Origin of the sequence: Polyangium spumosum, assembly GCF_009649845.1 — a bacterium.
GTDB lineage: Bacteria > Myxococcota_A > Polyangia > Polyangiales > Polyangiaceae > Polyangium > Polyangium spumosum.
In genome coordinates this window covers 80,415-93,642 of the sequence record NZ_WJIE01000004.1, presented here as the reverse complement: position 1 = coordinate 93,642, position 13,228 = coordinate 80,415, and the positions used below count along the sequence as shown (strand labels likewise).

Genomic DNA, 13,228 nt, shown 5'->3' with positions numbered 1-13,228 from the left:
TTTGCGCGGATCTCCTGGGGCGCGGAGGAAGTTCGATGCTCGACTGGCTTGCTTTCGTGAACAAATACAAAACGACCACGCTCGCCGCGGCGGCGCTCGTGCTCGTCGCTTGTGGTGGCGGCGGCGCGGGAGGCGCGGGCGGCGGCGGCGGCGGCCCGGGGGGACAGGGCGGCGGCGGTCAAGGCGGCGGCGGCGGGGGACAGGGCGGCGGCGGCGGACAGGGAGGAGAGGGCGGCGGCGTCGTGAACCCCGGTCTCGTGCCCATCTTCGTGGCGCAGGGCATGGTGGGGCGGACGGTCATTTCCTGCGACGACGGTATGACCTGGGTCGGAGACCGCTCCGACGACGAAGCGTATCCCTGCTTCGACCCGCCGGAGGAGTTCGATTGTGATCACCACCCGGGCGCGGGGCGCGGGATCACCTACGGCAATGGCTATTTCGTGGCGACGTTCGGGTGGGGCAAGCCGGGCTCCATCCGGCGCAGCAAGAACGGGGTCGACTGGGAGAACGTGCTCGAAGGAGAGACGTTCGCGGGCGTCGTCTTCGGCAGCGGCGTCTTCCTCGCGGGCGAGCGCCCGCCGCAGGTCGCGGACGCCTCCGGCGCGACGTGGGCCCCGGGCGGCGACCCGAGCTCCGACGTGTGGAACGTGCGCCGGACGGGCTTCGCGCCGCACGACGGAGGGCGCTTCCTGCTCGCGTTCGGCTCGAACAACGGGAACGATCTCAACGTGAGCAAGGATAACGGCGCCTCGTGGTCACGCCCGACCACGCTGCCGAGCGCGTGCGCAGGCGACATCCAATGGTCGGGCGGCTTCGCCTACGGCAATGGCGTGATCGTCGTCCTCGGCGGGACCGGCGTCGCCTGCCGATCGACCGACGGCGGTGATACCTGGACCGAGTCGAACATCGGCGGCGAGGTCGACGCGCGGCTGCTCTGGACCGGCGCGGAGTTCGTCACGTGGGGCCGCGACGCGAATTACGTCTCCCAGCGCTACACGAGCGCCGACGGCGCCACGTGGACGCTGACGCCGACCGAGGTGCGCCGGAAAAACGCGGACGGCACCACGCAAACGAGCCCCGGGCCGCTCGTCGGCGCCGTGGCGCGGAGCGACGCGGGCACGTACGTCGCCGTCAACGGCGGCTGGCAACAGTACTACGAAAAGCAGCGGTTCTACCGGAGCGCGGACGGTATCACCTGGGACGAGCTCCCGGCGGGCTCGTTCACGGGCAGCCACCCGATCCAGTTCATCACGCACGGCCTGGCCGAGCGCAGCACGGTTTGTCCGTGAATCAGGCCGCCGCCGCGGGCACGTCCTCCGCGGCGGCGGACGCCTGCGGGGAGGCGGGGCGCTTCGCCTCGGCGCGGATCACGCGGCTCTCGGGCCGGAGCGCCCACGAGGCCGCGGTGACGAGGCACAGGACGAGCGGGATGGCCACGTACTGCGGCGGATCGGAGGCCGCCGCGTGCGAGGCGGCCGCGCCCGTGAGATCGAAGATGATGCCGGCGTAGGCCCACTCCTTGAGGCGCGGGAACTTCGGCGCGAGGATGGCCACCGCGCCGAGCACCTTCCACACGCCGAGGATGAGCATGAAATAGGAGGGGTACCCGAGCTTCGCCATCCCCTCGACCGCCTCGGGGGGCCGCGCGATGTCCATCGCGCCCCCGACCCCGATCATGAATGCGATGATGCCCGTCGACACCCAGTAACCAATCTTCTTCGCGTTCATCGAGCCTCCGTGCGGCGTCACGGGTTTTACCCTACCACACCCCCGGCGCGCGCTACAAGAGGTCGTCCCCCGGCGACGAACCACGTCGTGCCGGCTCCGCGCACCTCTTCGACGCTACCCCCCGGTGCCGGTCCGCTTGACGTGGTGGATCCCGAGCAGCTTGTTCCAGAGCTCGTAGTCGACGTCCTTCTTGGGCACGTACCAGTGCACGTCGTCGGCGAACATGCCCGCGCGGCCCACGATCTCGCCGCGCTCGCGGTGGCGGATATCCATGTACGTCGCATTCTCGAGCAGCGGCGCGCCCGGCGGCAGGACGCGCAGGTCACGCAGCTCGTCGGCGGTCAGATCCGGCAGGGCCTCGTGGGCCTCTTTGATGTCGTAGGCGCTCGTCCCCTCCTCCTTTTCCGGGTGGGACGCGTCCTTTCCGATGTTCTGCCCGGCGAGCGCAGTCGGGTTGAGGTCGTGCAGGTACTCCTCGGGGTGCTTGTCCGCCGTCGTCGCCTGAGGTGCTTTCTGTTGCTTCACGTCTCCCTCTCCTCCCCCGCGTTGCTCTCGCGGCAAAAGCGGACGTGGTGCCGAGGCCATCCCGATACAAGCGCCGAGGCGTGGCTCGGCTCGATCGCCGCGCCCTCGGGCCCTCACGTTTCGATCACCACCGCGGCCGGCCCGTCGAGCCGCACCTCCCCCGCCGCGAGGCCCTCGCGCACGCCCGAGGCCCCTCCCCCGCCGAAGCGCTCCTCCTCGGTCGCGAGGACGAGCTTCGAGGGCGACGCATTCTCCCATTTCTGCCGGAGCCTGCCGCGTACGTTCACCCAGACGGAGAGCTCCTTCCCGCCGCCCCGGCGCACGAGCACGAGCGCGTCCTCGCCCACGGCGCGGGCCTCGAACGTGCCACGTTGCCGCGCGCGCGAGGCCGGGTGCTCGGCGCGCAATCGCAGGAGCTCGTGGTAAAGCTCGCGCACGCCCGCGTGCTCGGGCGCCTCGCGCTCGGCGTACGAGAGCTTCGAGGCGAGGAACGTCGACTCCGCCTGCGGATCGGGGATCTCGGCGCCCTGGAACGAGGCGAAGGCCGAGAACTCCTTGCGCCGGCCCTCCGTCACCCATCGACCGAGCTCCGGCTCGTGATCGGTGAAGTATTGAAAACGCGTCCGCGCGTTCCACTCCTGCCCCATGAAGAGCAGCGGCACGTACGGCGAGAGCAGGAGAAGCGCGCTCATCGCCCGGAAGGCCGCGGGGCTCACGCTCTCGCTCAGGCGATCGCCGAAGGCGCGGTTGCCGATCTGATCGTGGTTCTGGATGCAATGGACGAGGCGCGTGGGCTCGATGTCGCGCGGCGACGTCCCCCGCGGCTCGCCCGTCCGCTTCGAGGTTTGCCCCTGATAAAACCAGCCGTCCATGAGCGTGCGGGCGATGTCCGCGGCGCTCCCGGTGAAATCTTGAAAATACCCGTCCTCGTCGCCGGCGAACGCGCGGCGCATCTGATGGTGGAAATCGTCGGCCCAGACCCCGTCGAGCCCGAGCCCGCCCCGGTCCACGGGCCGGACGAGGCGCGCCTCGTTGCGCTCGTCCTCGGCGATCACGACGATCTGCTTGCCCCCGCCCGCGCGCCGGGCGCGCTCGGCGATCTCGCGGAGGATGTGTGGCTCGCCGTCGTCGCGGATCTCGTGGGTCGCGTCGAGCCGGAGGCCGTCGGCGTGATAATCGCGAATCCACATCTCGGCGCTCCGCGCGAGCAGCTCGCGGACGACGCGGGCGTCCTCGCCGTCGACGTTGAGCCCCTCGCCCCAGGGCGTCTGGTGTCGGTCCGTGAAATAACGCTTCGTATAAGCCCGGAGGTAATTACCGGCGGGCCCGAGGTGGTTGTACACGGCGTCGACGAGCACCACGAGCCCACACGCGTGGGCCGCGTCGACGAGGCGCATGAGCCCGAGCGGCCCGCCATAAGAGGCCTGTGGTGCATGAAGACAAACGCCGTCGTACCCCCAGTTCCAGCGCCCGGGAAAGCTGGCGAGGGGCATCAGCTCGATCGCCGTGATCCCGAGCGATCGCAGCTCGACGAGGTGCGGGATCAGCGCCTCGAACGTGCCCTCGGCCGTCGCCGCGCCCATGTGGATCTCCTGAATGACGAGATCCTCGACGCTCACCCCGGCGAAGGCCTGGTCGGTCCATGAAAACGAGACGATCCTCGCCTCCGAGGGCCCGTGCACCCCGAAGGGCTGTGATCGCGAGAAGGGATCGGGGAACGGGCCCGCGCCGCCCACGCCGAACTTGTAAAACACGCTCGCCTCGGCCCCCGGAGCGCCCACCTGCGCCCGGAAAAACCCGCCCGGCTCGGCCTCCATGGGGATACGCGCCCGCTCGGCCGCGGCGTCCGCGCCGTACAGGACGACCTCGGCGCGATCGTGATCCGGTGCCCAGATACGGAAGACGAGCTCGTCCCCCTGGAAAAACGCGCCGAGCGGGGGGACGCTGGACGGGTTCTTCATGAGAGGCCCTCGCCTCGCGCCATTCGCCGCGCGAGTAATGCCACCGGGAAACCTCCGAGCACACGTGAAACAGGCAAGCAGAGCCCAGCGTCCGTGGGCGTCGGCTCGAGCGTCTCGCCGGTGAAGAGGTTCTCGTACACCCACGCCGTGGACGCGGAGGAGGACGGCGGATCGATCGGGACCGTGGTGTCGGCCCAGACGGCGCCGAGCGGGGGCTCGCTCCTGCCATTCACGAGCCGCGCGGTGAGCCGAGGGGTGACGACGACGAGCTCGTGCTCCGGGGTCCGCCGCGCGAAGGCCACCACGTGGCCGTCGTGGGCCCCGGAGGCCGCGAGAGGAACGTATGCGCCGTGCGGGCCGAAGAGCGCCCGCGCGCGGCGCCGCGCTTCGAGGGCGACCCGGGTGACGTAGAGCTTGATGCGCCCGTCCGTCGCATTCTCGACGAGAACGCGCGAGAGCTCTCCCCTCGATCCGGGCGAGCGCCGCGCCTCGTCGAGCTCCACGAGGAGCCGCTTGCGTAATACGAAATCGACGGGCCTCCGGTTGTCCGGGTCGACCAGGCTGAGATCCCAGAGCTCATTGCCTTGATAGATGTCCGGCACGCCGGGCGAGGTGCATTTGAGCAAGACCTGCGCGAGCGAGCCCCACATGCCGTGGTACGCCACGACGCGCGCGAGCGGGAGCAGCGCCTCGCGGAAGGCGCGTGTCTCCGGCGCGTCCGCGAGCGTCTCGCGGACGAACGTCTCGACGGCGGCGTCGTACGTGGGATCCGCGTTGATCCACGAGGTGTTGACCTTCGCCTCCTTGGTGGCCTTGCGCATGTACTCGACGAGCCGCTCGACATACGCGGGCTCTGCGGACTCGGCGCCGAAGGGCCAGGTCCCGAGCACCGTCTGGTAATAGAGATACTCCTCGTTGCGATCGGGCGCCGAGATCCCTTCGAGCTCCTGGCGAAAAGGCGCCGTCGCCTCGGCCAGGCGATACAAGGTCCCCGCCCAATCCGAGGGCAGCTCGGAGAGCACGTTGATGCGGGCGCGGACGTCCTCGCTGCGCTTCGTGTCGTGCGTGGTGGTCGTCAGCATCGACGAGGGCCAGAGCCTCTGCCGGGCCTCGTTCGCCCGGTGGAGCTCCAGGGCGGTGATGCCGAACCGCTCCGGCTCGCCGCCGACCTCGTTGAGCGAGACCAGGCGATTGTACACATAAAACGCCGTGTCCTCGAGCCCCTTGGCGGTCACGGGCCCGGTGAGCTGCTGGAATCGCATCACGAAATCGCGGCGGCGCGCCACCTCCTCTTCTTCATCACTCGGGGCAGATGGCTGCGGCGGGCGCTCGAGGAGGAGGATCGCGCCGAGGAACGTGTACACCGAGGCGTCCGTCGTGGGGTTGCGCCTCCGCGCCGCGCGTAATGCCGCGCGAATGGCCGCGGCGTCGCGCGGGGCCACGGTCGTCGTGCCTTCGTGCAGGTACGTCCGGTACACCGGGAAACACGCGATGACCTCGCGGAGCGCGTCCGTGAGCGCGCCGAGGGTGAAATCACGCGTATGCCGATCCCGCTCGGAGATACGATTGAGGGCGCTGGCGAGGACGTTGAGCTCGCTCGCGAGCGAGCTCTCCAGGATGACCTTCTTCTTCTGGTAGGCGAGCGTCCCGAAATCGAGGTGCAGCCCCGTGAAACCCTCGTAAATGGAGGTGATCGTCCGCTCCGCGCTGCGATCCACGAAAAGCGCGGAGGCCAGGGCCACGAAATCGTAGCCGCTCGTCCCCTGCACGGCCCAGTCGCGCGGCAACTCCTCGCTGCGCGAGAGGATCTTCTCCACGGCGATGTACAGGGGCCGCGGCGGATCCTCCGAGCGCCTCTCGGCGTCCCGATCGAAGCGGCTCAGGAGGAGGGATTGCAGCGCGGCCGCGGCGCCGTGGCCGTCCTCCGCCCCCGCGAGCTCGCGGCGCACGCGGTGGAGGAAAAACGTGCGCTGGAGCCGGCAAAAATACGTCGAGGGTGCCCAGAGGCCGTCCGGATGATCGATCCGGAGCCCCGTCACCTTCCCCTCGTCCATGAGCTGGAAGAGCAGCCGGTGCGCCTCCTCGAAGACCGCGGGGTTTTCCATCCGGATCGCACCGAGATCGTTGATGTCGAAGAAGCGCCGGTAATTGACCTCCTCGGCAGCCACGCGCCAGTAGCTCAGCCGATAGGCCTGGTTCTCCAGGAGATCGTCGAGCGCGTCGAAGCTCCGTGGATCGCCTTTTTGCCCATTCATGACGCGGACCCGCTCCGCGATCGCCTGCGCCACCGCGGGCGACTCCGCGACGAGGGCCGAGAGCCTCCGCTTCAAGATCTCCTTCTCGCGGCGGCGCTCGATCACCTTGGTTCGATGCGTCTCGCCCTGCGACGGCAGGTGCCCGAGGCCCGTGATGATGCTCATGAGCTCGAGCACGGCGTCGTCCTCCTCGCCGAGCGCGTGGGCGAGCGCTGGCACGATCGGCTGGAGGATGAGCGGGTACGTGCGCGGGGAGAGCGGCAAGGGGTTGCCATAACAACGCACGAAGAACGCGCCGTGATCGAAGGCGAGCTCGAGGTCGCCATTCTCGAGCACCGTGCCGTAATGCTCGCCGAGCACCGGCAAGAGCACCCTCCGCTCGAGCTCGCTCTTCAGCGGGTGCCAGTCGATGTCGAAGTAGGGCGCATGGAGCGAGCTCGGCCCATTCTCGAGCACGTCCATCCACCAGGCGTTCTCCGGCGTGTGTACCCCCATGTGGTTCGGCACGAAATCGAGGAGCAGGCCCATCCCGCGGGCCGAGAGCCGGGCGTGCAAGGCGTCGAATTGCGCGTTCGTCCCGATCTCGGGGTTCAAGCTGTTGTGGTCGACGAGGTCGTAGCCGTGCATGCTGCCCGGCCGCGCCTTGAAGAAGGGAGACGCATAAAGATCGGTCACCCCGAGCATGTCGAGGTAGTCGACGATGTCCGCGGCGTCCTCGAACGTGAACGCATGGTTGAGCTGGACCCGATACGTCGCCCCTGGCACGCGCGCGCCCGCGAGGATCGTCTCGTAGAGCCCCTCGGCGGGATCCGGCTCGGCCGTCTTCGGGCTCTCCGGGGTCGCCTCGTCGGTCGAATCCATCTGCATCATGGTCACCCCTCAGATCGCGCTCTTCGCGCCGGGCTCTTGCTTGCGGCAGAGGCGCAGCACCGCCATCGAGCGGGGCTCGAGGACGTAGGGCTCGCCCGCCCTCGCCGGCACGCCGATCTCGGGCGACGCGGCCGCGCGGGTATCGATGACGACCTCCCAGCGCTCCCCCCATTCGATGGCCGGCAGGACGAACGGCAATGGCTCGTGGTGCGCATTGCAGAGGACGAGGAGCGTGTCTCCCACGATGGGCTCGCCGTGCGTGTCGGTCGAGGGGATGGCGTCGCCGTTGAGGAACATCTGCAGCGCCCGCCCGTGCGGGTTTTGCCAATCCTCGGCGCTCATCTCCTGGCCGTCCGGCCGGAACCAGACGATGTCCTTCATCTCGCTGCCGCGGATGTACCCGCCCGAGAAGAACTTCTTCCTGCGGAGCACGGGCTGCTCGTGCCGGAACGCCGAGAGGCGCCGGACGAACTCGAGCATCGAGCGCTGTCGTTCGTCGACGTCCCAGTCGTGCCACGAGACCTCGTTGTCCTGACAATAGGCGTTGTTGTTCCCGCCCTGGGTCCGGGCGAGCTCGTCGCCGCCGCAGATCATCGGCACGCCCTGCGAGATCATGAGGGTCGTGAAGAAGTTCCGCATCTGCCGATCCCGGAGCTCTCTCACGGCCGGATCGTCGGTCTCGCCCTCGACGCCGTGGTTCCAGCTATCGTTGTTGTCGGCGCCGTCGCGGTTCTCCTCGCCGTTCGCCGCGTTGTGCTTGTGGTCGTAGCTGACGAGGTCGCGCAGCGTGAAGCCGTCGTGCGCCGTGACGAAATTGATGCTGGCCGTGGGCCGCCGCCCGCCGCCCTCGTAGAGGTCGCTCGATCCGGTGAGCCGGTACCCGAGCTCCGCCGTGAGGGCCGCGTCGCCCTTCCAGTACCGGCGCACGGCGTCGCGATAACGGCCATTCCATTCGGTCCACAGCACCGGGAAATTGCCCACCTGATAACCGCCCTCGCCGACGTCCCAGGGCTCGGCGATGAGCTTCACGCGAGAGAGGGTCGGATCCTGGTGGATGATGTCGAAGAACGCGCTCAGCCGATCGACGTCGTGGAGCTCGCGGGCCAGGGTCGAGGCGAGATCGAAGCGAAAACCGTCGACGTGCATCTCCGTGACCCAGTAACGCAAGCTATCCATGACGAGCTTGAGCGTCTGGGGGTGGCGCATGTTGAGCGAGTTCCCGGTGCCGGTATAATCCATGTAATACCGCGGATTGCCGGCGACGAGGCGGTAATACGTGGGGTTGTCGATGCCCTCGTAGCAGAGCATCGGCCCGAGGTGATTGCCCTCGGCGGTGTGGTTGTAGACGACGTCGAGGATGACCTCGATCCCGGCTGCGTGGAGGGTCTTCACCATCCGCTTGAACTCGGCGACCTGCTCGCCCCTCCGGCCCATCGAGGCATACCGGCCCGCGGGCGCGAAATACGAGAGCGTGTTGTAACCCCAGTAGTTCCGGAGGCCCCGATCGACGAGCACCTGATCGTCGACCATCTCGTGGACCGGCAGGAGCTCGACCGCGGTGACGCCGAGCTTCTTCAGGTAGGTGATCACCGGCTCGGAGGCGAGGGCCGCGTACGTGCCCCGGAGCTCGGGCGGGACGTCCGGGTGGCGAATGGTGAAACCCTTGACGTGTAGCTCGTAAATGACCGTGTCCCGCCAGGGCGTCCGCGGGTGTTTGTCGTTCTCCCAGTCGAAGACGTTGTCCACGACGACGGCCTTCGGCGCGCCCCAGGCGTTGTCCTCTTCGCACATGGCGAGGTCCTGGTCGGGGTGACCGAGTTTGTAGGGGAACATCGGCGCCCGCCAGTCGACCTCGTTGGCGACGGCCTGGGCATAAGGATCGCAAAGGAGCTTGTGCGGGTTGAACCGGAGGCCCCGCGGGGGGTCGTAGGGGCCGTGGACACGATATCCATAAAGTTGCCCCGGGCGGAGGGCCGGGACGTACCCGTGGAATACGTGCGCGGTCCGTTCGGGGAGGAGAACCCTTTCCCGCTCGGATCGGTCGTCGGGGTTGTCGAAGAGGCAGAGCTCGACCCGCTCGGCGTTCTCCGAGAACAAGGCGAAGTTCACGCCGAATCCGTCGTAGAAGGATCCGAGGGGGTACTCGCGACCGGGCCAGAAACGTGCGGGCATGGAGTCCTGTCCATAGCATCCACGCTGGAATGCGGTATCCCGGGCCCCCTCGGGGAAATCCCCCAAGGCCCTCCGGGCGAGCCCGCACGAGCGATGGCTCGCGCCGGCCCGCCTCACGGCTCGACGAGCTACGGCGCACCACGCATGTTTTCGTCCCAAAGGGGGCGGCATGCGCCGGGTGGTGGAGGCGCCGCCAGCACGCTGTGAAGAGCATATCGGGGGACCGAACGCGTTTCGCAGGCTCTGCCGACGAGCCAGCCCGACCGCGCTGGCGCGTGGGGTTCGCCGCCTTGCGCCCGCTCGTCATCGCGGCGCTCGCGCTCGCGACATTCGTGCTGGACCTCTCGATACCGCTGGGATTCGCCGTCCCCTTCGTGTACGTCGTGCCCGTCTCGCTCGCCTTGTGGCTCCCCTCTCGCGCAGCGGCGTTCTCCGTCGTCGGGGTATGCACGGGCCTCACGGCGGTCGGGTTCTTTTTGTCCCCGCATCCGCCCATCGTCCCCCCGTGGATCGACGCCACGGGCCGCGCGTCGTGCCTGGTGGTCCTCTGGCTGACGACCGCGTTCGGCGTGCAATGGCGGCGCACCGCCGAGCGGCTGGCCGAGACCGCCGCGCGCCGCGCAGACGAGGTAGCGGAACGAAGGCGCGCGCAGGAAGCCCAGGAGGCCCAGCACGGGCACCTCCGCCTGCTCGCCAAGGCCGCAGGGCGCCTCGCCCTCGCCGACGAGCCCGCGGAGCTGCTCGAGGCGATCTTCGCGGAGCTCGCGAGCGACCTCGACGTCGAGCTCTACTTCAATTACATGACGGGGGCCGTGCCCCAGGTGCTCGAGCTCGAGTCGAGCGCGGGGCTCACGCCCGAGCAGCGCAAACAATACCACGAGCTCAAGTACGGCGAGTTCCTGTGCGGCACGGTCGCCCAGACGGGCAAGGCCCTCATCCTCGACGACCTCCAGCACTCCACGTTTCCCGGGGCGGACCCGCTCAAATCGACCGGCGCGCAGGCCTATGCAGGTTATCCCCTCGTCGCGCACGGCCGCGTGCTCGGCACGCTCGCCTTCGCGACGCGAAAGCGAACCCGGTACACGGACGACGAGCTCCGGCTCATGCAGACGCTCAGCGATCAGGTGGCCGCCGTGATCGAGCGCGGCGAGCTCGTCCGCAAGCTCAAGGAGAGCGAACGAGCCGCGCAGCGCCACCTCGCGGAGCTCCAGAGCATTTACGAGACGTCGCCCGCGGGCATGTGCCTCCTCGACACCGAGCTCCGATACGTGAACATCAACGAGACGCTGGCCCAGATCAATGGCGCCCCCGCCGCCGCGCACATCGGCCGCCCGTTGCGGGAGATGGTGCCCAACATCGCGCAATCCATCGAGTCCAAGCTTCGCCGCGTGCTCGAATCGGGCGAGCCCGTGACCGACATCGAGTACCGCATGGAGACCCCCCAGAACCCCGGGTTGTTGCGCGACTGGGTCACGAGCTTCGTGCCCATCAAGGACGAGGCCGGTGTGGTGCAGGCCATCAATATCACGGTGCACGAGGTCACCCGTTTGAAGGAGACGGAGCGCGCGCTGCGCGAGGCGGGGCTCGCGCTCAAGGAAGCCGACCGCCGCAAGGACGAATTTCTGGCCATGCTCGGGCACGAGCTCCGAAATCCGCTGGCCCCCATTCGAACGGCCGTGAAGGTCCTCGACATGCAGGCGGCCGGCCCGCCGGAGGCCGCGCGGACGCTGGCCATGATCGAACGACAGATCGCCCACATGGCCCGGATGATCGACGACCTCCTCGACGTCTCGCGGATCTCCCGGGGCAAACTCGAGCTGCGCAAGGAGCCTCGTGACATCGTGCAGCTCGTCCGCGACGTCACCCACGACTACGAGCCCATCGTCACGAACAGCGGCCTCTCGCTATCGCTCTCCCTGCCGGATACGCCCCGGTGGGTGCAGGGGGATCCCACCCGTCTCTCGCAGATCGTCGGCAACTTGCTCCACAACGCCATCAAATTCACCGACCCGGGGGGCACCATTCACGTCAAGGTCGACGGGGACCTCGCGAAGAACGAGGTCGTGATCTCGGTCAGCGATACCGGGATCGGCATGGATGCGGCCATGCTCGGGCGGCTCTTCGAGACCTTCAGCCAGGCCGACCGGAGCCTCGAGCGCTCGCGAGGCGGCCTCGGCCTCGGGCTCGCCGTGGTCAAGGGACTCGTCGAGCTGCACGGCGGCGCCGTCGCGGCCCATAGCGAGGGTCCGGGGCGAGGAGCGACGCTCTGCGTACGGCTCCCGCTCTCCGCAGAAGGCGCGCTCGCCGTGGCCCCGCCCCCGGTCCCCTCGCCGCGACGAACCGACGGCCCCTTGCGAATCCTCGTCATCGAGGACAGCCGCGACACCGCCGACATCATGCAAAACCTCCTGCGCCTGCTCGGATATCGCGTCGACGTGGCCTACACCGGCCCGGAGGGGATCGCGGCTGCCGAGAGATTGGCTCCCGACGTGGTGCTCTGCGACCTCGGCCTGCCGGACATGGATGGATATGCCGTGGCGAAGGCGCTGCGGAAGAGCCCCGCGACCGCCGGGAGTTACCTCATCGCGCAGACCGGATACGGCAGCGCGGAGGACCGCCGCCGCGCCCGGGACGCGGGCTTCGATGCCCACATGACGAAGCCGATCGATCCCGCGGAGCTCGAGCGGGCCCTCTCCTCCGTGGCGGAGATGCGAAAAGGCCGCCCCCGCGCCGCCCCTCGAAGGCCGGTGCGTCGTTCGGCCTGAACGGAGGCGGACGTAGCATTTCTCTTGACAAACGCGGCTCGTTCGCTTCCCGTCGCGGCATGGTCCACCGGCTCGCGGCAGCGATGACCCTGACCCTCTCCATTTCGTTTTCGTCGGCCGTGGCATCTGCGGCCGGGGGTGAGCTCGCCGAGCTCGCGGAGCGCACGAAGCCCTCGGTCGTGCTTCTCACGGTGGAGGACACGGCGGGCAACAAGCTCGGGACGGGGACGGGGTTTTTCATCTCCTCGGATGGACGGATCGTCACGAATCACCACGTCGTCGCGAACGCGGCGAAGGTCACGGCGACGCTCGCGGACGGCTCGAAGCTCGTGATCCTCGGGCGCCTGGGCGCCGACGAGGAGCGGGACATCGCCATTGTGAAGGCGGACGGAGCCGGGCTGCCGGCGCTCACGCTCGGCGATTCGAGCGGCGTCTCTCCGGGCGACGAGGTCGTGGTCATCGGCAGCCCGCTCGGGCTCTCGGGCACGCTGACGGTGGGGATCGTCTCGGCGATCCGGCAGCGCGGCGTGGGAAAGGAGATCGCTCGGGAGGCGGAGCTGCAATCGTGGGGCATCCAGATCACGGCCGCGATATCCCCGGGCTCGAGCGGCTCGCCGATCATGACGAGGCGCGGCGAGGTCGTCGCCGTCGCGGTGGGCACGCTGAACCGAGCGCAGAGCTTGAATTTCGGCATTCCGATCGAGGTCGTGAAGGACATGCTCGAGAAGCTCGGCCCGACGGCGCCGGTGATCCCTTTCGAGAGCACGCCGGAGCAGGACGTGCTCCGGAACCTGGCCATCTCGGCGGCCGTCCTCGCGGGGCTCGTGGCCCTGGTCGCATTGTGGAGCTTCTGGGACGCGCGCAGGTCGAGGCCGCGGGCGCGCCGGGGGCATTGAAGCGATCCACGTATCCTCCGCGCGGGACGTGCGCGGTCGCCTCGGACGAATCCCCA

Annotated in this window: 8 protein-coding genes; 3 read left to right on the top strand and 5 right to left on the bottom strand. The window is 68.8% G+C overall.

Annotated elements, in window-relative coordinates; translation table 11 throughout:
• Positions 1 to 35 precede the first annotated feature (35 nt).
• Complete coding sequence (locus tag GF068_RS14310) at positions 36 to 1,289, top strand: beta propeller repeat protein (RefSeq protein WP_170319473.1); 1,254 nt, start codon at positions 36 to 38, stop codon at positions 1,287 to 1,289.
• A 1-nt stretch (position 1,290) separates the two neighbouring features.
• On the opposite strand, the gene GF068_RS14305 is transcribed toward GF068_RS14310, so the two are convergent.
• The 5 genes from GF068_RS14305 to glgX form a co-directional block, all read right to left on the bottom strand.
• Positions 1,291 to 1,728, bottom strand: coding sequence for a DoxX family protein (locus GF068_RS14305; protein WP_153820484.1), 438 nt, complete (start codon positions 1,726 to 1,728; stop codon positions 1,291 to 1,293).
• Positions 1,729 to 1,842: 114 nt separating this feature from the next.
• Positions 1,843 to 2,253 (bottom strand): hypothetical protein, encoded by a 411-nt coding sequence (locus tag GF068_RS14300; protein WP_153819962.1) that lies wholly within the window; start codon positions 2,251 to 2,253, stop codon positions 1,843 to 1,845.
• 113 nt (positions 2,254 to 2,366) lie between these two features.
• Positions 2,367 to 4,214, bottom strand: a complete 1,848-nt coding sequence (treZ, locus tag GF068_RS14295) for a malto-oligosyltrehalose trehalohydrolase (RefSeq protein WP_153819961.1) — start codon at positions 4,212 to 4,214, stop codon at positions 2,367 to 2,369.
• Complete coding sequence (treY, locus tag GF068_RS14290; RefSeq protein ID WP_206079473.1) at positions 4,211 to 7,339, bottom strand: malto-oligosyltrehalose synthase; 3,129 nt, start codon at positions 7,337 to 7,339, stop codon at positions 4,211 to 4,213. Before treY ends, treZ begins: the two co-directional genes overlap by 4 nt.
• Positions 7,340 to 7,348: 9 nt before the next feature.
• Positions 7,349 to 9,511, bottom strand: coding sequence for a glycogen debranching protein GlgX (gene glgX / locus GF068_RS14285; protein WP_153819960.1), 2,163 nt, complete (start codon positions 9,509 to 9,511; stop codon positions 7,349 to 7,351).
• A gap of 290 nt (positions 9,512 to 9,801) precedes the next feature.
• Between glgX and GF068_RS14280 the strand changes: the two genes are divergently transcribed.
• Positions 9,802 to 12,276, top strand: coding sequence for an ATP-binding protein (locus GF068_RS14280; RefSeq protein ID WP_153819959.1), 2,475 nt, complete (start codon positions 9,802 to 9,804; stop codon positions 12,274 to 12,276).
• A gap of 59 nt (positions 12,277 to 12,335) precedes the next feature.
• Positions 12,336 to 13,172, top strand: coding sequence for a S1C family serine protease (locus GF068_RS14275; protein ID WP_153819958.1), 837 nt, complete (start codon positions 12,336 to 12,338; stop codon positions 13,170 to 13,172).
• Positions 13,173 to 13,228: the final 56 nt, after the last annotated feature.